The following is a 21,705-nucleotide window of genomic DNA, read 5'->3' as shown; positions in this document are numbered from 1 at the left end:
CTGGAGTGCCGTCGTCAACTCTGGCACTGCTCGTCCTTGGTGGTGGCGCACACCTTGCGGACGCCGTCATACATGGCGTCGCTCACCTTCGTGAAGCCCCAGTTCCCCTGGTCACCGACCGAGCAGACCGTCGTGCAGAAGCCATTTTCCTTGAGGTAGTCGGCGTTGGCCTTGGTCTGCAAAGCGGTGACGATTTTGTTCTTCAGTCCGGAATCCAGCTCATTGCTGACCGCGGCCGGCGAGCCCGGCACGATCTCGGACTTCCAAATGGTCTCCACCGCACCCGGCTTGATCTGCTTCTTGTCGATGAGCTGGTGTTCCACCATCACGTCGTAGGCGAATCCCATATCACACTGACCACTGACCACCGACAGAACGGACGCGTCGTGGCCACCGGCCATGACCGGCTTGATGTCCTTCTCGGGATCCACCTCGGCCTCGATGAACCCTGCGGACGGATACAGGTACCCCGAGGTCGAGTTCGGCTCGACGAAGCAGACCTTCTTGCCCTTGGCGTCTGCCAGGCTCTTGATGTCGGAGCCCGTCTTCACGAAGCCGTAGGAGCGATACCCGGGCTTCGCGCCCTTTTCCGTGACCAGCGCGGCGGCGGGCTCGATCTTCACCCCGGAGTTGAGAGCCAACACGTAGGTGAAAGGCCCGTAGACAGCGATGTCGATCTTCCCGGTCCGCTGGCCCTCGATGATGGCCGCGTAGTCGGTCGCCTTCTGGAAGGTGATCTTCTTGCCTGTCTCCTTCTCCAGCATCGCGATCACACCGGCGAAGCTCTGCTCCAGTGTGGTGGAGTCCTCGGTCGGGATAGTGGCGAAGACGAGACTGTCAGGGTTACGAGCACCCCCCTCATCCTTACCGCCCTTGTCGGCGGCGCTCGATCCGCAAGCGGTCACCAGGAGGGCTGAAAGAACCGTTGCGGCGCTCAGAATCTGCCGGGTGCGAGTAGACATAGGTGGAGATCTCCTCTGCGCCGGCGGCCGGTGCGCGTGGCACACCAGCCGTCGGTTACGTAGTGAGTCGGGGATGAACGGAAGGGAAGAGGAAGGGGATCTGGCGTCGTTGTCGGCCCCGGGAATTACGGGAGGCCGGACGCCGCCTGCACGGCCCGTGCGAACCGGTCGCGCATGTTCTCCGGCGAGTGCGTGGCGGTCGCCCGCGGCGGCATCGGCCCCGTGCGGGCACGGGTCGGGACCAGGATCAGGTGCGGGCCCGGGCTGTGGAGGGCACGGGTGACCTGCTCGCGAACCTGCTCAAGGCTTCGACAGCGTTCCGCCGTTGCATAACCCGCAGCCCGCGCCACCTCCTCGATGGACGTACCAGCGGACGTGGTGGATTGCCCGCCGGTCGACTCGTGGATGCCGTTGTCCAGCACGATGTGCACCAGATTGCCGGGTGCCTGGTCGCCGATCGCCGAGAGCGCACCCAGATGCATCAGCGCGGCGCCGTCGCCGTCGAGGACGAAGACCGGGGTCCGCGGTTGCGCCAGGGCAACCCCCAGGGCTATGGACGAGGCGTGTCCCATGGAGCCCTGCATGTAGAAATTGCGCGGCCTGTCATCGAGACCGAACAGCTCACGCCCGGTGAAACCAGTGGTGGCGATCACCGGCGCTTCGCCGGCCAGCTCGCTGACGAGGCTCACCACCTCCCCGCTGTGCTGCCTGGCCTCGACCGTGCTGTCCTCGGCAGGAGGGCACTTGCCCACGGCGCCCTTCTCCACGAGAACAAAGGGTGCCTGCCCTTTGGACACTGCGGCCTCGGCCTCATCCAGGATGCCGCCGAACTCCTCGTGCGAGGTTTCCGCCCGCAGGATCCAGCGCGGCAGGCCAAGCATCTCCAGGAAGGGCTGGGTGATGCCGCCCATCACTTCGTGCTGGGGTTCGTCCTGGGCGGGGTCCGGCCACCCGCGAAGGCTTACGAACGTCAGTACCGGTATGCGGTAAGTCATCACCAGTGATGTCAGGGGATTGACCAGATTGCCCAGCCCGGAGTTCTGCAGCATCACGTAGCAGCGCTCACCCGCCAGCGCCGCTCCGACCGCGACGGCCACGGCGTTGCCCTCGTTCGCGGTCGGGGTGTAGCGCCCGGGAGTGCGGCTGAGATGGGCGATGGGCCCTCCGAAGAAGGAACAGGGGACACCACTGGCCCTGGCGAAGCCGTGCCGTTCCAGTTCACCGCAGAAGATGTCCGCCTCGATCACCGCCTGCCTCCTTCGGCTAAGCCGGCCGTCTGGCCGGTGGAGGATGTCTGAGCGGCGGAAGTGACCGCGCCTGGCCCGGACGCCCAGCCAGGGCGTGCGTCGATGGCCACGACCGCACAGGAGATGGATGTGCCGCCCCCGTGGGCGACAATCAGCACGTGGTCACCGGGTCCCACCTCGCCGGTCGCTACGAGATGCTCCAGACCGATGACCTGGTCGTTCACCGTGAGGTGGCCGAACTGGCGGCCGTACTCGAGCAGACCCTTGTCAGAACTGACTCCCATCGGGTCCAGGATGACCTTCAGGTAGCTCTCCAGGCCGGTGAAGACATGCGCCACACGCGTGACCTGCTCCGGGGTGATTCCGGCCTCGGCCATCGACCGCAGGGCGAGTTCGGCGCGCAACTCGCCCTGGCGGCTGACGACTTCGGCGACAGTGTTTCCCAGATCGTCCCCGAACGAACTCAGCCGCTCGCGGAAGTCGACCCGTTCCCCTCCGGCGCTCTCGGGGGAGTAGATCGGTTCCTTGCCGCGGTAGAGCTGTTCCAGCTCCGGTGTCGATCCGGAATTGATGGACAACAAGCGTGCGAAGCCACCCTGTTTGGACAGCACCACCGCCGATCCGCCGTCCCCGATCACGCCGTTCTGAAGCCCGAACGCCCACCGGTTGAAGTCCGGCCTGCCCGAGTTGTCCGCCCCGGTCAGAAGAGCCCCCGAGCCTTCCGGCTGCGCCATCAGGTACGAGGCGGCCATTTCCATTCCGCCGATCAACCCACTGCACGCCTGCCAGATGAGGAAGGAAGGAACGTCACGCTGTGTGACATGGTGCAGAACGTACTGATGAGGAGACCAGCCCAGTGGGCCCTGCGGCCAGCTGTGCGCGTGGATGTGAAGACTGAGGCCCGCTCCGTCCTGCCCGGCCCGCTCCATGGCCTCACGGGCGGCGTGGACCGCCATATCCGGGGCGGAGATGTCACCCGCTACAGCCGCGCCGGTCCAGCCGAACCACTCGTAGTCCTCCTCCGAGTAGAGGCCCTGTTCGACGGCCTTCTCCGCACTCATGATCTCCGGGAGGTACGTTCCCAGGCCGGCGATGTGGATTCCAGGTGTTTTCACAGCTCAGCACCTTCTGTGTCCGCGTCACGAGTGTTGCTGCCGATGTGGTCGATGATCTTGTTGAGGGTGCCGCCCTTGAGGAGGAGGGTGACGGGGATATCGGTCTGGTGGGTCCGTTCGATGCGTGCGCGGAGTTCGACCGCCATGAGGGAGTCGAGGCCCATGCGCTTGAGGGGGGTGGTGGGCTTGACGCGGCTGGTCGGCAGTTTCAGGACGCTCGCGACGGTGGCCGTCAGCTCCTCCAGCAGAGCGTCCTCGTCCGTTCCGGTCGGCGGTGCGGGTTCGGCCTTGACGGCGGCGGTGACGGGAGCCTTCGGCGTCGGCTCGACGGCCCTGGGCTTCACGGGCGCGGGTGCGGCGCTGATCGGTTTTGTCGGTGTCGGAACACGTACCTGATCTGCGGTCGGTATGGGGGGCGCGTTGCTGCCGATGTGGTCGATGATCTTGTTGAGGGTGCCGCCCTTGAGGAGGAGGGTGACGGGGATGTCGGTCTGGTGGGTCCGTTCGATGCGTGCGCGGAGTTCGACCGCCATGAGGGAGTCGAGGCCCATGCGCTTGAGTGGGGTGGTGGGTTTGACGCGGCTGGTCGGCAGTTTCAGGACGCTCGCGACGGTGGCCGTCAGCTCCTCCAGCAGCGCACCGTCATGCACACCGGTACCGGCAGCCGGCGCCACAGGCGATGCCGGAGTCACGACCGGCGAACTACGCGCTGCTTTCCTCACCGGCGAAGCAGGCTCCCGCACGGCAGGCTGCACCGCAGCGGACGCCGCGGGACTGGACGTCACCACTCGCTGCTCAGCGACCGGCGCCTTCCCCGACAAGGGGCCCGCTTCGCCCTGCGCCAGCCCCCGGAACTGCGGAGTCGACGCCAGAGCGGGGTATGCCTGCGCCCACACGGGCCAGTCCACCCGGAGCACGGCCGCCTGGTCACACTGATGCTGCAGAAGATGCTCCAGGACGGCCAGCCCCTGCGAGGGGGTGAAGTGCTGCATGCCCTGCGGAACAACGTCCCGTTCATCCTCCTGGGCCTTGCGCGCCATCATGCCCACGCCGCCCCAGAACCCCCAGTTGACGACAGACGCCGCCTGGCCGCTCTGCAACCGGTAGTGCGCCAGAGCGTCCAGGAACGCGTTCCCCGCCGCGTAGGCGCCGAGCAGAGGTGAGCCGAGCAGAGCCGACCCGGACGAGAAGAGGACGAAGAAGTCCAGCCGCTGCTCCCGGGTCAATCGGTGAAGAGCCCATGCGCCTGACACCTTCGAGTGCAACGCGGCGCTGATCTGCGGCGACTCGAGATCCCGCACCAGCGTGTAGTCGATCGTCCCGGCGACGTGCAGCACCCCACGCAGCCGCGGCAGATCAGCCGCCTCACGCTCCGCAAGCACCATCCGCATGGAGTCAAAATCCGCGGTGTCCACAGCGGCGTACTCCACCTCGACACCGCGCCTGGCCAGCGACCGAAGGAGCGACACCTGCTCATAACCTGGGTCGGTGGGCAGTAAGCTCCCCCATTCCTCCAACGGCGGCAGAGCAGTGCGCCCCGTCAGGAGCAGGTGCCGGGCTCCTCGGTCCGCCAGCCACGAAGCGACACGGCCTCCGATTCCTCCGAGCCCACCGGTGACGAGATAGGTCGCATGGGCAAACACCGAGAAGTCGGCCTTTTCCGCGTCGCTCTCATGGGCGGTGTGCTCAGAGAGCGCAACGACGACCGAACCCGTTCCCCCCTGCACGGCCTGGGCTTCCCTCAGGGAGAGTTCCGTGAAGCCGGCCGTTCGCAGGACCCCCCGCTCCGCGAGCTCACAGACCCGCCTCAGCGCCGTACCCAGTTCCTGCGGAGCGCGGGAGAACAGCTCTGCGAGCTCGACAGTGTGGAAGGCGCGGTTGTGGGAGAAGTCCTCGGCAGAGAGATGCCCGGGCAAGGAGCCGAACGTGGCACTGCAATCCACGTAGCGTCCGCCCGGCCTCAACTGCCGAGCGGTTGACGCGTTCTTCCGACCTGATCCCGAGGTCACCAGCACATCCAGATCCCGGGCTTCGCTGGAGACCACGGTGGACCCCAGGGCTGTGGCGACCTTCGCGGCGGCGTCGGCCAGCTCGCCCGTGGTGTCGTCGACGGCAACCCGCTCCGATGTGGCCACACGTGCCACATCGTGCAGCGCGCGGTATGCGGTGACGAAGCTGCGCGGCAGCGTGGCTGCCTGGGCCGCCGTCAGGTGGGCAGGCTTCGACACCACGACGGAGGCCGGGACGGTCACCGTACCGGCGAGCGGCCCCCGCACCAGAGCGAGGACGGTGTCGCCGGTAACAACTCCGTCAGCGCCGTCCCCGACTGCTGCGACGACGCCTGCGCACCCCCACATGAACGCGGGATCGGTCAAACGGTTGGCGTCTCCGGCGCCGATGCCGCCGTGGCTGACCTCGATCACGACATGACCCGCCGGAGCCCCGGCAGCTTCTACGGCGCCGACTTCCTTGCGGACCAGGCGGGCAGCCAGCCGCCGGCCGTCACGCAAGCAAACCTGGGATTCGCCGTCCGCATGCAGCAGGTGCGTGAGAAGAGCATCGACGCTGGAAGGGGCGTCGTCGAGATCGACCAGGCTCGTCTGCCAGTCCGGATGCTCGATGGCCAGCGTGCGGCCCAGCCCCCATATCGGGGCCTGGAACGGAGACTTGACCCGGTCCTGGCGCTGTACGAGCTGCGCCGAGCGCGTCACCAGCCACAACCGTGGTGGCCGGTCATGGTGTGCCTCTGCCAGTGCCTGGGAGAGGTGCACTGCGCTACGGCAGGTCAGGTCTTCGGCCCGTTGGATCTCCGCATCGTTCGCATCGCCCGAGACGGTGGCGTCCAGGCTCCACATGTGGACGATGCCGCGGATCGTGGAGTCCTGGCTTGTTTCCATGAGGATCTTGGCGAGGTCATCACGTGAAGCCGGGTCCACTCGATGCCGGTCCGCACCGGTCGTCGCGTACCCGCGGGCGGCGGTGACGACGACGACCCGCTGGCCCATTCTCTGCAGCCCCTTGACGACATTGCGCCCGATGTGGCCGGAGTCCGTCAGCACCACCCACGTTCCGTCCTGCTGAACAGCAGGTGTCGTCAGGGGCGCTGCCGGCGTCCACTGCAACTCATACAGCCAGTCGCCGGGTTCGTCCTCCTCGTCAGCGTCCGGTGCGGATGCCAGCGGAGTTGGAGCGTGCCCCTGGAGGTACTGCAGGCGCAGGCCGGTCATATCGGCCACCAGGGCTCCGGTTTCGTCGAGGATGCGGACGTCGCCCGTGAACGAGTCTTCGCGTGCCTCCGGTTTCAGAACGCAGTGACTCCAGAGCTGGGTGCCCGGCCGCCGGAAGATCCGGACCTGGTCGATGCCTCCCAGGACGAACGCGTGGTCCTGTCCCTCTTCGATGTCCGGCCGGGCCGCGACGAGGGAGTGCGCCGCTGCGTCCAGAACAGCCGGGTGGAAACGGTGAGCGTCCCAGTCGGCCAGCACGGACGAGGGGCCGGCCAGACGTGCCAGGGCCTCGCCGTCGGCCATCCAGACGTCCTCCACGGCCTGGAACGCACCGTTCCACTGATTGCCGCGCGCCGCGTGCCAGGGGTAGAACACGGTCTTGTCCTGGTGCCGGCCTGCGCGGGACCTGATGTGGGCGACAGCCTCGGCGGTGTCGGCGGGTACCGCACACGGACTGACCGTGGCCTCGGCGTGCAGGACCCACGGGGACGACGACGATGCCTGGCTGTGGACCTGCAGGGAGTACTCGGGAGCAGAACCGGTCAGGGTCAGGGTGACGCGGACCTCGGCGGCGCCCTCGTCCAGGAACAGTGCTTCGCGGTAGCGGATGTCGCGGACGGAGACCGGTGCGTCCCCGTGGATCTCTGCCGCGGCCGCTGCGGCGAGCTCGATGTACGCCGTGCCCGGGAAGATGACGGAGCCTTGCACCTGGTGGTCATCGAGGTAGGCGTTGCGTGCCCGGTCGATGGGTCCCTGCCACGTGCGTGTCCCCGAAGGAGCGGGGACTGTTGCGCCCAGGAGCGGGTGGGTGTGGACGACGCCCGGGGGAAGATCTGTTTCCTCAAGACCTTCCGCGGGTGCACCGTCGGAGGACGTCGGCTCCTGAGTCTCCTCGATCCAGTGCTGGACACGCTGCCACGGGTAGCGGGGCAGTGGGACGAAGCGGCCTCCGCCGGTGACCTTCTCCCAGTCGAAGGCGACATTCGCGGTGTACAGCTTGGCCACAGAGGTGAGGAGCGATTCCCGCTCGTCGTCGTCCCGACGCAGGGAGCCGACGGCCGTGCTCGGCTGCCCGTGAGCCTCAGCCGTAGCAGCGATCGCGGAGGCCAGGACGGGGTGGGGGCTGATCTCCACGAAGACGGTGTTTCCCGTGTCCAGTTGAGTGCGTACGGCATCGACGAAGTTGACCGGTTCGCGGATGTTGCGCGCCCAGTACTCGGCATCCATCTGGGAGCCGTCGATCGTTTCGCCGAGGAGGGTGGAGTGCAAGGGGATGGTGCCGGCCTGAGGGCTCAGCTGCTTCAGCTCGGACAGCAGGTCTGCGCGGATGGCGTCCATCTGCGGCCCGTGGGAGGCGTAGTCCACGTTGATCCAGCGGTTGAACACGTCCTGCTCGTCGAGCTTGGCCAGGATCTCTTCCAGCGCCTGGCGGTCCCCGGACAGCAGAGTGGAGGTGGGACTGTTGGCAGCCGCGATCGCCACGGAGTTCTCGTAGCCGGCGATGGCTTCGCTCGCCTGCTGTGCGGACTGTTCCACCCAGGCCATCGTGCCGTGACCGCTCAGGCGCCGGGCCATCCGGCTGCGCCGGCAGATCACTGCGCCGGCGTCCGCCAGCGACAGCGCACCACTGATGTAGGCGGCGGCTGCCTCGCCCATGGAGTGACCGATCACGACGTCGGGCTCCACTCCCCAGGAACGCCACAGCTCGGCCAGAGCGATCTCCATGGCCCACAAGGTGGGCTGAATGACGTCCACACGGGCGAAGCGCTCGGTGTCGTCGCTGTTCAGCAACTCGATGACCGACCAGCCGTTCTCGTGGCTGATCACACCGTCGCAGGCCCTCATGGCCCGCTCGAACACCGGCTCCGTGGCCAGGAGCTGCCGTCCCATTCCGATCCACTGCGATCCCTGACCGGGGAAGACGAACACGACGCGGGGGCGTTCCTCCTCCACGTAGAGAGCCGAAGCCGAACCGTGCGCTTCGCCGTCTTCGGCGAACTCCCGCAAAATGGCTGCAGCTTCGCCGCGAGAGGCCACGACCATGGCCAGCCGGCAGTCGAAGTGGCTGCGCCGTTGCAAGGCGCTGTAGGTGAGGTCCTGCAGGGACGGCGCGGACGGACCCTCGTCGTCCAGAACGTCGGCCCAGGCGCCGGCCAGCTCCATCAGCGCCTCAGGGCCGACAGCCGACAGAGCGAGCAGATGCGTCCCCGGCTTCTCGGCGCTGCCGCTCTTCTGCGCGGGACGGGGTTCCGGCGCCGACAGCACCACGTGGGCGTTGGCTCCGGTGAGACCGAAACTGCTGACTCCAGCCCGGTGAGGGCGGCCGCGGTCAGGCAGGGGCGTGTACGTGCTCGGCAGCCGCACCGGCAGGGTGTCCCAGGGGATGGCCGGGTTGGGCGTGTTCTGGTGAAGGTTCGCGGGCACCGCGCCGTGCTCGAGACTGAGCACGGTCTTGATGAGGCCGGCCATACCGGCTGCGGCCTCCGCATGGCCGATGTTCGTCTTGGAGGAGCCCACCAGGCACGGCTGGTCGACCGGACGGCCCTGTCCCAGGACCTGCCCGAAGACTTCCAGTTCCACCTTGTCGCCGACGCTGGTGCCGGTGCCGTGCGCCTCAAGGTAGTCGATCTCGGCCGGGCTGATGCCCGCCTGCTCATAGGCACGCAGCAGGACGTCACGCTGCCCTTCGACTCCCGGTGTGACCAGGTAGCCGCTGCTCTGCCCGTCATTGCCGATCGCGCTGCCCAGGATGACCGCCCTTACCCGGTCCCCGTCGGCCCGGGCCTGGGACAGCGACTTGAGAATGACGACGCCCACCCCGTCACTGCGTACAAAGCCGTCGGCCGATGCGTCACCGAACTTGCAGCGCCCGTCGCTCGCCAGCATCCGTGCACCGGAGTAGACAGTGCCTTCCTCCGGCAGGAGCACCACGTTGGCTGCGCCGGCCACCGCCATCGTGGTCTCGCCCGACCGGATCGACTGGGCGGCCATGTGCACGGCCGTCAGTGAGGACGAACAGGCGGTGTCCAGGGTGACGCTCGGGCCACGGAAGTCGAAGGAGTAGGCAACGCGGCCCGAGGTCATGGCGCGGGCGGCAGCCCCGATCAGTCCGTAGAACTCGAGGTCCTGGGGGTTCTGGTACTGCATGTGCCAGTAGTCGCCACCGAGCTGGCCCATGTAGACACCGGTGTTCGATCCTCCGATACGGCCCAGGTCCTGCCCGGCATCCTCAAGGGCGTCGTAGGTGGTCTCCAGCAGCAGACGCTGCTGGGGATCCATGCGGGACGCTTCCCGGGGCGAAATCCCGAAGAACTCTGGGTCGAACTCCTGGATCCGTTCCAGGAAGCCGCCCCACTTGCTGCTGGTCCGGCCCGGCGAACTCGGGGACGGTTCGAAGATGGCCTCGACGTCGTAGCGGTCACGCGGTACCTCGCTGATCGCGTCGGTACCGGCGCGCAGTTGATCCCAGAACGTGTCGATGTCCGGCGATCCGGGGAAGCGTCCGGCCATGCCGATGATCGCGATCGGCTCGGCCTGCTCGCGGCGCTTCCCGTCCGTGCCACCCTCAGCGGCGCGATCTGAGTTGGTCTGCATGGTCAGTCCTTGTGTTCAGCTCGGTTGCCGGCTCCACTCAGCAGCGAGGGGGCCGACATGACGGAAGGGGCCTGAATGCCGAGAAGGTCCAGAACTGTCGGCGCAACGGCAGGCAGCGTGAGGGACTGCGGAGACAGATCGGCGGCCAGACGCCGGCCATCGGGGTCGGCAAGAACGAACGGCACCGGGTTGTGGGTATGACCGCCGTACGGACGCACCGTGCCGTCGGCCCCGGTCTGGATCATCTGCTCCGCGTTGCCGTGGTCCCCGACCAGAACGACCCACCGCCCGTGCCCGGCTGCCGCCTGACAGATCCGGCCGACCGCCTCATCAGTCACCTCGGCGGCCCGGACAGTGGCCTCGTAGTCGCCGGTGTGCCCGACGACGTCGATGTTCGCCAGGTTGGCGATGACCAGCGGGATGTCCGGACTGGCGGATGCCGCGATGACCTGGCCGGTGACCTCGGCCAGATTCATCTGCGGATGCTCCACGTAGTGCGGACCGAACGCGCTGGGCACCCTCTGGTGCTGCTCGCAGGGGCGTTCCGCCGTCGAACGCCCGTTGATGAAGAACGTGACGTGCTCGAACTTCTCGTGCTCCGCGATCCGCACCGAACGCACACCGAGCTCATCAAGGACATCGGCCAGCCCGCCGGAGGCGTCAGCGCGCTCAACGAGCGTTTCCAACGGCGTGTCCGTGTCGTACTGGGCGAGGCTGAGCAGACGCACCCGCGTGCGCCCGCTGGACTCCAGACGTTCGTACAGCAGGTCGACCAGCGGCGTGGTGCGGTCGCTGCGGAAGTTCGCGAACAGCACGGTGTCGCCGTCCACGATGCCCGGATAGGCGGGGCCACCGTTCAGCACCGTGGAAGCCGTCCAACCGTCGCCTTCGCTTCCCACGGCAGCGGCCTCGTCCGGTGCGGTGCGCTCGCCGACGGCGTCGGCGATCAGACCGGCGGCGCGCTCGGTGAGGTCGCGGCGGCCGCTCTTGTCCATGGCGTAGTTGCGGCCGATCACCGTGGCAATCGTTCCGGTTCCGGCCGTATCGGCCATCTTCCGAAGACGCCGCAGGTAGTCGGCCGCTGTTCCGTCGGCGACATCCCGTCCGTCGGTGATCGCATGCAGCCACACCTGGCTCAGTCCCGCGTCGGCCGCTGCGCCCAGCAGCTCACCGATGTGGGACAGGTCCGAGTGAATCCGGCCGTCCGAACAAAGGCCGACCACGTGCAGCGCCCGGCCGGATCCGGCGAGGCGGCCACACGCTGCCGACAGGACCGCGTGCTGACGCAGGGCGCCGGATTCCGCCTGCCGGTGTACGAGGAGGCTGTCGTACGCCAGTGGCCTGCCGGCTCCCATGACGAGGTGGCCGATCTCGGAGTTGCCGACGACACCCTCGGGCAGGCCGACGGCGATGCCGGAAGCCTGGAGGAGCACGCTGGAGCAGCGGGCCCGCAGTGCGTCGAGATGAGGGGTGGAAGCTGCGGCGACGGCGTTCCCCGGACCGGGCGCTGCCTCGCCCCAGCCGTCGAGGATGAGGAGGATGCCGGGTGAGAGGGTCACGAGGCATCCTGGTCGAGCTCGGCAAGCCGGTCCCAGAAGGTGGGGAACGACTTGGTGACGCAACCCGGGTCACGGATGATCACGCCGGGGGTGCGCAGCCCGCAGATCGCGAACGCCATCGCGATGCGGTGGTCGTCGTAGGTGTCGATCACCGCTCCGTGCGGCCGGCCGCCTTCGACGGTCATGGTGTCCTTGGTGGTGCGGACCGTGACGCCCATCTTGGTCAGTTCGGCTGCGACGGCATCGATGCGGTCGCATTCCTTGAACCGCAGGTTGCCGATGCCGGTGATGTGCGTCGTGCCCTGGGCGTAGGCGGCCACGATGGCGAGGGTCGGCACCACGTCGGGCATGTTGACCATGTCGATCTCGATGCCGGTGAGGTTGTCCGACCCCTCGAAGGTGATGCTGTCGCCGGTGACATCGGCCTTGCAGCCCATGCTCACCAGTGCCCGGACCAGGTCGATGTCGCCCTGGACGGAGTCGCCGCTGATACCGGGAATGGTGACGCGCCCGTCGAGGATGGCCGCGGCTGCCAGGAAGTACGACATGCCGGAGGCGTCCGGCTCGACGGTGACATCACCACCGGTGTACCGCTGGCCGGCGCGGACGGTGAACGAGCGGTAGCCCTGCCGCTCGACCTGAACGCCGCGGGCCGCCATCGCGGCGACCGTCATGTCCACGTACGGCTTCGACAGCAGCTCACTGATGAGGCTGACCTCTACGTCCTCACGGGCGTACGGGGCGCTGATCAGCAGACTGCTCGTGAACTGACTGCTGACGGTGCCGTGCATGTACGTGGTGCCGCCTACCAGGGAAGGACCTTCTACGGAGATCGGTGGACAGCCGTTGCCCCGCAGTTCGAGCGCCGGGACGCCGAGCGGGTCGAGCGCGTCCAGGAGGTGCCCCATCGGGCGCTCCTGCATCCGTTCCGAACCGGTCAGAACGGTGGTGCCGTGGGCGAGTCCCGCCATCGTGATCAGCAGGCGTATCGGGGTACCGGCGTTGCCCATGTTGATCTCGTCCGCCGGTGCGGTCATCTGCTTGCCGTTGGGCGTGACGGTGACGGTGTTCGTGGCCTCGTCGATGTCGACGGTGACGTGACCGAAGGCGCGCAGAGCATCGGCGAGCAGCAGGGTGTCCTGCGACAGCAGTGCGTTGTGCAGCGTGGTCGGTTCGCTGCTGAGCCCTGCCATCGCCAGATGCCGGTTGGTGTAGCTCTTGGACCCCAGCACGGGAACCGTGGCATTCACGCTCTTGACCGGGGTCACTTCGTACTCGGCGAGGTCGAGGATCGGATTCTTCGGCAGTCCGGTCATGATGTGTGCTCTCCTCCGTCTGAAATGACCCGGGATACAGGGGAGTTGCGTACTACACGTCGGCGCGGTGGACCTTGTGCTGAGCGGCTTGAGCGCGTGGCCGGACCACAAGGAAGTCCACGTTCACGTGAGCGGGTCGCGTGACTGCCCATGCGATGACATCGGCGATGTCGTCGGCGACCAGAGGCTGGTCGACCCCGGCGTACACGGCGGCCGATCTGGTGTGGTCGCCGCGATAGCGGTTGAGGCTGAACTCCTCGGTGTGGACCATCCCCGGCGCGACTTCGACGACCCGTACGGGGCGGCCGCACAGTTCCATGCGCAGAGTTCCGGCCAGCGCGTGCTGGCCGTGCTTGGCCGCGCTGTAACCGCCGCCCCCCTCGTAGACGGTGAACGCGGCGGTCGACGACAGCACGATGACCGTTCCGTTGCCGCTGCTCACCAGGAGCGGGAGCAGGGCCTGTGTCACCTGCAGGGAGCCGAGGACGTTCGTCTCGTACATCACCCGCCAGTCCGCCGGGTCCGCCTCCTCCACCTCTTCGGTGCCGATGGCACCGCCGGCGTTGTTGACGAGGACGTCACAGCGCTCGAGCCTCAGCCCGAAGGCCTTGACCGCAGCCACGTCCGTGACGTCGAGGACCTGGACAACGGCCTGGCGGCCGCGTGCCTCGACCTTCTTGGCAACCGCCTCAAGGCGCTCTTGGCGGCGTCCGACCAGCACCAGGCTGTAGCCCTCGTCCGCCAGGCGTACCGCGGTAGCCGCCCCGATTCCGCTTCCGGCGCCCGTGACGACGGCGACCAACGTGGCAGCGGAGGCGGAGGTCACGACGCCCCGGCCGCAGTCGGCTCGGTGAACGAGTCGGGAACGGGGGCGCTGCCGGCCGGGAACGCCCCCAGCCAGACCACGCTTCCGGGCGCCAGTGTGCAGGTGAGCCGAGCGCCGTCGGCCTCCCTGCTCTCCATCCTGCCGCTCAGGAAGACGACGGGCGTGCCCCATTCCTGTGCCTGCGGAAGCAACTCCGCCGGGGAGAACCCACGGGGCTCCGGCGAGATGTTCTGCACGCTCACGATCCGAACTTCGCCCGCGGCACTGGAACGCGTGACCGCCCGCAGGCCGGCACCGGCCTCGACCTGCTTGAACTGCGAGTCGGCGGTGAACGCGGCCAGTGTCTGCGGATCGTTGCGAACGCTGTTGAGAGCCTGCTCGTACTCGACGATGTCGACGTCGGGCGCACCGGCCACGGGGGCGGTGAAGTCAGGCACGGGGACGCCGGCCTTTTCGTATACAGCGGTCACGAATCCCGCCACGACCGGGTGCACTGCGCCCGGGGCGCTGGAGAGTTCCGGCTGGAAGAGACAGGCGACGTAGAACGGGTGCCCGGTGATTTCCAGGGCACGCGGGGCATCGCGGTTGTCCCAGCCGCTGAACTGGACATCACCCTGAGTGGCGGCGTCCAGGAACTCTTTCACCATGCCGTAGTCGCACTGCAGGATCTCCTCGATCTCGGTGCGCCCCCCGTACATGGCCGACAGCCGTGATCCTTCGCGAAGGAACAACGGAACCCAGTTGTTGTTGTCGGCGGTGCAGGTGGGGGGCAGGATCAGCTTCTCGATCGGCGCGATGTCGTCGCCGAGCTCGGCGGTCTCCGGCAGGTGCAGCACGTTCTGCGCGTACTCCAGCACGGCGCTGTAGAAGCCGCCGCAGGTGCCCAGCAGCGGCAGCCCCGCTTCACGAGCGTGACGCAGAGCGCGATGGACGCCCTGCTGTGCGTGGTAGGGGGCGCCGGGAACGACCCAGATGCCGTCGTAGACCGAGAAGTCGGTGGAGTCGTCGATGTGCCTGGTCGGTATCCACCGGGCGTCGACTCCCAAGGCGGGAAGCAGCGGTTCGATCCGGGGGTGGGCCGGCTCCTCGTGGTTGTACTGGTCTCCGACTAAGGCCAGCAGCGGCCTGCGCGCAGCGGACACGGGTTCTCCCTCTTGTGGGCGTGACGGCATCACGCTGCGCGGCGGAACGCAGCGTCGTCGGTTTCAGGACATATGGCTACGGCCGGTCGGGGACGCGACGCGGCACCAGAACTCGCCCTGTCAGCAACACGGCTCGCAGAGCGGTGAAGAGCGGCGCACACGGCAGCAGGGGACCGGCGGACCGCAGTACGGCGAACACGATATCGATGAACGCCGAAGCAGTGGCCGACACTAGGAGCGCTCCGACGGGTATGTCAACCACTCGTCCCTGCACCGCAGATGGAGGTGCAGGCGCTCCCGCAAGTGCCCAGTGCGGGCGGGCGGCCGAATCGCATGTCATCCGGCAGTGGAAGCGAAATGAGGGGTTGCGTCTCTGCTTCGACACATGTCAAGTTAGAAGCATGTCGATGTCGGACCGGTCGGAAGTTGATCAGAACAGGACAGTTCCGCAAGGTGAGATAACGGCTGACGGCCTGGCGGCAGACGCTTCCGGGGCGCGGACCACTGACGGGGGAGAGATCATGGGCACGCACACACCTGGCCAAGTCCTCGATGAGGCTTCGCCGATGACTCTTGCGCTGTGGGCCAGGCTTTCCTGCTGACCCTTCGCCGTGTTCGGTCCGGCGCCGGGTCAGCAGGGGCGCGACGTCAGACCTTGGTCACACGGCACGCAAAGCACTTGTAGGCCTGTTGACCCGAGAGGTTGTCGTAGAAGCGGTCGTCCAGCAGAACGTTGGCCGGCTCGTAACGGGAGGCACCAAAGACATCGCCGACGGATTGCGCCGGGCCGAACGTGTTGGGAACGAACACGGTGTCCTGGCGGATCCCTTCCCACACCAGAGCATGTCCTGTCACCGAGCCCCGTGGGCTCTCGACCTTCACCTCGTCCCCGTCGGCTATGCCGTTCAGCCTCGCTGTGCGGGGGTGGATCTGAATGAACCGGACGCCGTTGAGCTGCTTGCCGGTACGCGTCCAGTGCGTGACTTCGGCGAAATGCACGACGCTGGGCCGTCCTGTCATCCCCATCAGCGGGAAGTTGCGGTGAACCGCATCGCTGCCCTGCACACCCAGGACCACCGGGTGGGTCACGGCGCGCGGAGTCAGGGGGTTGGGCACGAAACCCTCCTCGAAACGCACCGTGGGATGCGCCCCGGTGACCTCCGGGTGGGTGTAGAAGACCGGAAGTGCGCCGTGGCCCGAAGCCTTCAGGCCGGACTCCAGTTCAGGCGTGGTGATCTCCACCTTGCCGCTCGGCGTCAGGAACCGCTTGCCCCGGTGTGCGGGGGACAAAGAGGCCGCTGCCTCGTACCAGCTGGGGTGGTCGGCGAACAGCGTGCTCACTCCAGGGTGCTGGTCGGTGGGGCACGGCCAGCGCAGTGGTTCGGAGCGCTTCCTCAGGCGGGCGCGGCTCATCCCGCCCATGCCGGGGGTGTGCTCGACGAAGTCGGCCCACAGGTTCGCATAGCTGTCCCATCGTGCGGGGAAGGCCTTCGTCCACTGACCGGCCGGCCGTCGTGTGTCCAGCCGTGCCATGGTCCGTGCGAGCTGGACCCAGATCTCCCAGTCGGGCTTGGACTCACCGACCCGCGGCACCGCCTGGTCCTGCCACCGGATGGCGCGGTCATCGCGGCGCATGTAGACGCCGTCCATCTCCAGACCGCTGCACACGGGCAGAATGATGTCGGCGTAGTAGGCCGGCTCCTCCATGAACAGCCCGGTGTAGACGTAGAAATCGAGCTGCTCGAACGCCTCGCGGACCTTGGTGGTGTTCGACGAGGAGACCAGCGGATTGCCCTGGGTGATCACCGCCTTGAGACGGTAAGGCTCCCCGGTGAGAATCGACTCGGCGAAGTAGTCCGGCCCCACGGGCAACGCCTCCCGCACCTTGGGCAACGCCCCATCGAGGGCGGGCAGCTCCAGCGCGCCGGGCCAGGTGTTGTGCATGAAGTTGCAGCCACCCCCCGGGACGCCGATGTTGCCGGTGACGGCGGCCAGGAACGCCAGAGTGCGGTAGGTGTCGAACGCGCCGAGCTGGTGGGAGATTCCCGCGTTGCAGAAAATCGCGGCCGGACGAGCACTCGCGTACTCCTCCGCCATCTCGATGATCGTGGTCTCTGGTACCCCGGTCACCTCAGAGGCCCACGCGGGCGTGTAGCCGTGCTGCGCGAGGTGACGCTCGAGTTCGGTGAACCCCGCCACCCAGTCCTTCACGAACTGGCGGTCGTACAGGCCGTTACGGATAATGTGATCCAGCATGGCCAACACCAGCGCGTAGTCGGTGTGCGGCTTGGGGGAAACCCACCGGTCGGCTTTCGTGCCTGTCGGGGTGAGGCGGGGGTCCACGACAGTGAGGGTCGCCCCGGTCTCCTCCCGCCGGCGCAGCAGGAACTCGAAGGTGACCGGATGCGTTTCGGCCTGGTTCGTGCCGAGGAACAGCAGATGCCGAGCGGCACCGAGATCCTGCTTGCCGGTTGCGGCGTCCACCCCGTAGCCGTTGGTGAAGTTCCCCATGCCGAAGGTCGTGGCCAGGGCATTGCCGCCGGCGTCGTTGCAGACGGGGCCGACGTCGATGTTGTTGGGGCTTCCGAGCAGGGCGAAGAGACGAGCGATCACGGCGGTAGTGCCCTGGGGCATCCTGCCCGTGGCCCGGTTGGCGATGGTGTGGGCCTGCCCGGTATCGCGCAAGTGCAGGAGGCGGCGGGCAATCGTCTCCAGCGCCTCGGTCCAGCTGATCTCCTCGAACCGGGACTCGCGCGATCCCTTCGGGCCCGACACGCGGCGCAGAGGGGAGGTCAGACGGGCCTCGTTGTAGACCAGTTCGGGCATCATCTCGGCTTTGACGCAGATGCTGCCGTCCTGGACCGCATCCTGCTCCTCGCCGCGGATGCCGATGACGCGGTCCGCCTTCAGATCCACGTGCAGCCGGCAGTTCGCGTTGCAGAACTGGCAGGCGGTGGCCACCGTCCGGTCAGGAGTAAGTGCGGCCGAGCCGTCGGTGAAGTCGATGCTGCGCATGGTGGGTCGACCGGTGCCCGGTACGCGCGTAGTGCCGCGCGCTGCCGTGTTCGTCTGCGCCTGGGCTGCGGCCTGCTGGGCCGGTACGGCTCCTGCGGTGCCCAGAGCGGCGGCGCCGACGACGATACTGCGGCGCGATATGCGTGTGCGGTGCTCCATCGGTGGGTCGTTCCTTTCGGCGCCTGTGGGAAGACGTGGCAGAGCCCGGTGCGGGCGCGTGACCGCGCCCGCACCGGGTCCGGACTACTTGGCGGGAGTGTCCGCCTCCGGTGCGAGTGCGGACTCGGAAGCGGCACTCGGCTGCGGCGTGCGCCGCTTGATCAGGACGACGACGACACCTGCCAGCGCGACGGCAGCGGCGAAGATGAGCCCGGGACGGAACTGGTCGAGGACGTCCTGTGCCGAAAGCTGTGCGCCGTCGGCGCCGTCCATGGCGATGATGGCGGTGGTGACCGCCAGGACGACAGCTGCACCGATCTGCCCGCTCGCCTGCAGCATGCCTGCTGCCAGACCTTGCTCGTGGGGCTCGACACCGGTCACCGCCTGCACGTTGGCGCAGGGGAAGACGAACGCGAATCCGATACCCACCAGAACGACGGTGGGCAGGATCAGGGACACGTACGCCGGGTCGGTGGTCAGCCGCAGCAGCAGAATGAACCCGATCGCCTCGGCGGACAGGCCGAACACGATGAGCTTGGCTGTCCCGAAACGAGGGATGAGCCGGCCGGCCACGGGGGCGCCGAAGGCGACGATGAGACCGATGGGCAGGAGCGCCAGAGCCAGCTCGAGCGGGCTCCATCCCAGCGTCCCCTGGAGGTAGAGCGTCATGAGGAACTGGAAGCTGAAGTAGGAACCGAGCAGGGCGATGAACGAGAAGTTCGCCCTCATGAGCGCACCTCGGCGGAACACCCGCAGAGGCACCAGCGGACTGTCCACCTTGCGCTCCACAGCGACGAATGCCCCGAGGAGAACCACCACACCAACGAAGGACAGCAAGGTCCGCGAAGCTCCCCAGCCCACCTCGGGCGCGTTGACCACGGTATACACCAGCAGCAGCAGGCCCGCAGTCATAGTGAGAGCACCGAGGAAATCGTAGCGGCCGCGGGCGTTGGGCCGGTCGCGGGGAACCAGGAAGATGCCGACGACGAGTGCGCCGAACGCGATGGGGACGGAGAACAGGAACGTCCAGCGCCAGCTCAGTCCGGTCATCAGACCGCCGATGACCAGACCGGAGGAGAACCCAGAAGCGCCGAACGCGGTGTAGATGGCGATGGCCTTGTTGCGCTGCTTCCCCTCGGGAAAGGTCGTCGTGATGATCGACAGCCCGGTGGGGACGGTGAACGCGGCGGCGACGCCCTTGACGAACCGGGTGGCGATGATGAGAAGCCCGTCGTCGACCAGCCCGCCGATCAGCGAGGCGATGGCGAACACTGCCAGCGAGACAAGGAAGACCCTTCGGCGTCCCACCAGGTCGGCGGTGCGGCCGCCCAGCAACAGCAGGGCGCCGTAGCCCAGCAGGTAGCCGTTGACGATCCACTGCAACTGGGCGGTGTCCAGGCCGAGGTCGGCACCGATCTCGGGCAGGGCCACACCGACGAGCGTGACGTCCAGACCGTCCAGGAGCAGCGCCAGACACAGGACGGCCAGGAGTGCCCGTTGCCTGGCGGACCAGCGCACTTGAGGTTCGGAAGCGGCAGAAGTCATGGCAGGAATCGCAGCTCTCTGTGGAATGAGAAGGGGTCAGTGGGAGGCGGTGTCCGGTGCTGCGCAGCACGAGGGCGTCGGCGCGGTCGCGGAGGTCAGTTCGCCGGAATAGCCGTGCAGGGAACCGCTGGCGAAACCCTGCGGGGCGGCCGGAGTGCTGCAGCAGTCCGCATCCGAGCTGTCCGGGAGGTCGGTCGAGCACACGCCGGTTTCCGGCAGGTCCAGCTCGACGGCGTCGGCCGCCGCGCGGTCGCCTGCCAGTGCCGCGGCGATCGAGCGCACCTGCTCGTACCCCGTCGCCAGAAGGAAGGTGGGGGCGCGCCCGTAGCTCTTGACGCCGGCGATGTAGAAACCGGGCTCCGGGTGCGCCAGCTCGCGCTCGCCGTGGGGCGGGACGGTTCCGCAGCTGTGGTTGTTGGGGTCGATCAGCGGACCCAGGGCGGAGGGCGCCTCCACCGCGGTGTCCAGGCTCAGTCGCACCTCGCGCAGCATGTCCAAATCGGGCCGGAAGCCGGTGGCGGCGACCACGGTGTCCGCCTCCACCGAGCGAGGGCCATCGGCGGTCACCGCGTGTACGGTCACCGCCCCGCCCCCTCCGCAGCAGCCGTCGCCGGTCTCGAACCCTGTGATCGAGAACTGCGGCACCAGGGTGATCACACCGAAGTCGACGAGGCTCTTCAGCCGGCTGCCGAGAGCTCCGCGTGCGGGCAGTCCGTCAGCGTCGCCCCCGCCGTACAGCCGGTCGGCACGGGCGCTGCGGATGGCCCACGTGATCGAGGTTCCCGGCTCGCTCTCGGCCAACTCCGCGAGCGCCAGCAGGGTGTTGGCCGCAGAGTGGCCCATCCCGACGACCAGAGCGTGCTTGCCTGCGAAACGGGCGCGCTCCTTGCCCAGCACGTCGGGCAGCGGCCCGCTCAGGAAGGATGCTGCCGCGCTTTCCCCGGCGGCGGGCAGGCCTGCCGCGCCCATGGGGTTGCGCTGCCCCCAGACGCCGGAGGCATCGATGACCGCGTCCGCCCTGATGTCGCTGACGGCGCCGGACGTGTCGGTGGTGCGCACCAGGAATGGGCGGTCCTCGCGGCCGGCACTGCGGACCTTGTCCAGTCCGTCCCGCGTCACCCCGACCACCTTCCGGCCGGTGTGGATGCGCCCGCTGAGCGCCGCGGTGGACGCCAGGGGGAGCAGGTAGGACTCGATGAGCTCGCCCCCGCTGGGCAGTGCCTCGGGATCGGGCGCCTGCCAGTCCGTCTGCTCCAGCAGACGACGGGCTGCGGAGTCCACGTTGTAGCGCCAGGGCGAGAACAGCCGGATGTGGCTCCAGTAGGCGACTGCGCTGGCCACGTGCTCACCGGCTTCGAGCACGACCGGCTCCAGGCCGCGTTCCACGAGGTGGGCGGCTGCGGCCAGGCCCACGGGTCCGGCTCCGATCACGACGACGGTCCTGCCCTGGCCGTTTGCGCTCTCCGGCATGGATTTCTTCCTTCAGTGAGGATCTGGAGGCAGCGAGAAGCGCGCCCCTCCAACGAACAAGCTTTACGATTAATACCAGCATGCTTTGGTGATAGCAATGAGATGTGGTTCAATGGCGCCATGGGACGTGAACTGGACATCGAGCTGTGGGACGTGTCGACGCTGCCCACGGCTTCGGAGCGCGCCCGGCGTCTGGCACCGCTCCTCAAGGCACTGGCAGACGAGAACCGGCTGACTCTCATGCTTTTGCTGGCCGAACGAGCACGGTCGGTGCGCGAGCTCACAGACGCCAGCGGCATGTCGCAGACCCTCGTCAGCCATCACCTGACCCCGCTGCGCGAGCAGGGCCTGGTGCTTGCGACACCCAAGGGGCGCAGCAACATCTACTCGCTGTGCTGCGACGCTCTCGTCCAGCCCGTCCAACTCCTGGCCACGCTTGCCTCGCTCAGCCCGCAGAGCACCGAATGCTCCAGCACCGCCCCAGGCAACGAGAACTGTTCCCAGCCGGAGTCTGCTCGCTAGTACCCG

General features: G+C 67.7%; 12 protein-coding genes. 1 reads left to right on the top strand and 11 read right to left on the bottom strand.

Annotated elements, in window-relative coordinates; translation table 11 throughout:
• Positions 1-14: 14 nt before the first annotated feature.
• From OG946_RS31615 to OG946_RS31565, 11 genes are all read right to left on the bottom strand, one after another.
• Positions 15-962, bottom strand: coding sequence for a phosphate/phosphite/phosphonate ABC transporter substrate-binding protein (locus OG946_RS31615; protein WP_326799369.1), 948 nt, complete (start codon positions 960-962; stop codon positions 15-17).
• A gap of 125 nt (positions 963-1,087) precedes the next feature.
• Complete coding sequence (aepY, locus tag OG946_RS31610) at positions 1,088-2,209, bottom strand: phosphonopyruvate decarboxylase (RefSeq protein WP_326799368.1); 1,122 nt, start codon at positions 2,207-2,209, stop codon at positions 1,088-1,090.
• The gene (locus OG946_RS31605) at positions 2,206-3,324 is read right to left on the bottom strand and encodes a ketoacyl-ACP synthase III family protein (RefSeq protein ID WP_326799367.1); all 1,119 of its coding nucleotides are present in this window, start codon (positions 3,322-3,324) and stop codon (positions 2,206-2,208) included. Before OG946_RS31605 ends, aepY begins: the two co-directional genes overlap by 4 nt.
• A complete protein-coding gene (locus OG946_RS31600; protein WP_326799366.1) occupies positions 3,321-10,145 on the bottom strand; it encodes a polyketide synthase in 6,825 nt (2,274 codons plus the stop codon). Before OG946_RS31600 ends, OG946_RS31605 begins: the two co-directional genes overlap by 4 nt.
• Before the next feature lie 2 nt (positions 10,146-10,147).
• Positions 10,148-11,704, bottom strand: a complete 1,557-nt coding sequence (gene gpmI, locus OG946_RS31595; protein WP_326799365.1) for a 2,3-bisphosphoglycerate-independent phosphoglycerate mutase — start codon at positions 11,702-11,704, stop codon at positions 10,148-10,150.
• Positions 11,701-13,020, bottom strand: a complete 1,320-nt coding sequence (aroA, locus tag OG946_RS31590; protein WP_326799364.1) for a 3-phosphoshikimate 1-carboxyvinyltransferase — start codon at positions 13,018-13,020, stop codon at positions 11,701-11,703. The genes gpmI and aroA overlap by 4 nt, the downstream gene beginning before the upstream one ends.
• Before the next feature lie 52 nt (positions 13,021-13,072).
• The gene (locus OG946_RS31585) at positions 13,073-13,822 is read right to left on the bottom strand and encodes an SDR family oxidoreductase (protein ID WP_326799363.1); all 750 of its coding nucleotides are present in this window, start codon (positions 13,820-13,822) and stop codon (positions 13,073-13,075) included.
• A gap of 20 nt (positions 13,823-13,842) precedes the next feature.
• A complete protein-coding gene (locus OG946_RS31580) occupies positions 13,843-14,988 on the bottom strand; it encodes a hypothetical protein (protein ID WP_326799362.1) in 1,146 nt (381 codons plus the stop codon).
• A 648-nt stretch (positions 14,989-15,636) separates the two neighbouring features.
• Positions 15,637-18,003: a molybdopterin-containing oxidoreductase family protein gene (locus OG946_RS31575; protein WP_442814655.1), complete on the bottom strand. Its 2,367-nt coding sequence runs from the start codon at positions 18,001-18,003 to the stop codon at positions 15,637-15,639.
• Between the two features lie 243 nt (positions 18,004-18,246).
• Entirely contained in the window at positions 18,247-19,707 is a 1,461-nt protein-coding gene (locus OG946_RS31570) for an MFS transporter (protein ID WP_326799360.1), read from the bottom strand.
• A gap of 36 nt (positions 19,708-19,743) precedes the next feature.
• Positions 19,744-21,177, bottom strand: coding sequence for an FAD-dependent oxidoreductase (locus OG946_RS31565; RefSeq protein WP_326799359.1), 1,434 nt, complete (start codon positions 21,175-21,177; stop codon positions 19,744-19,746).
• 120 nt (positions 21,178-21,297) lie between these two features.
• Here OG946_RS31565 and OG946_RS31560 point away from each other — a divergent pair, with 120 nt between their 5' ends.
• On the top strand, positions 21,298-21,699 hold the full coding sequence (locus OG946_RS31560; RefSeq protein WP_047020512.1) for an ArsR/SmtB family transcription factor: 402 nt from the start codon (positions 21,298-21,300) through the stop codon (positions 21,697-21,699).
• Positions 21,700-21,705: the final 6 nt, after the last annotated feature.

Source organism: Streptomyces sp. NBC_01808, assembly GCF_035917395.1.
Classification (GTDB): Bacteria; Actinomycetota; Actinomycetes; order Streptomycetales; family Streptomycetaceae; genus Streptomyces.
This window is presented reverse-complemented; position numbering and strand designations above follow the sequence as displayed.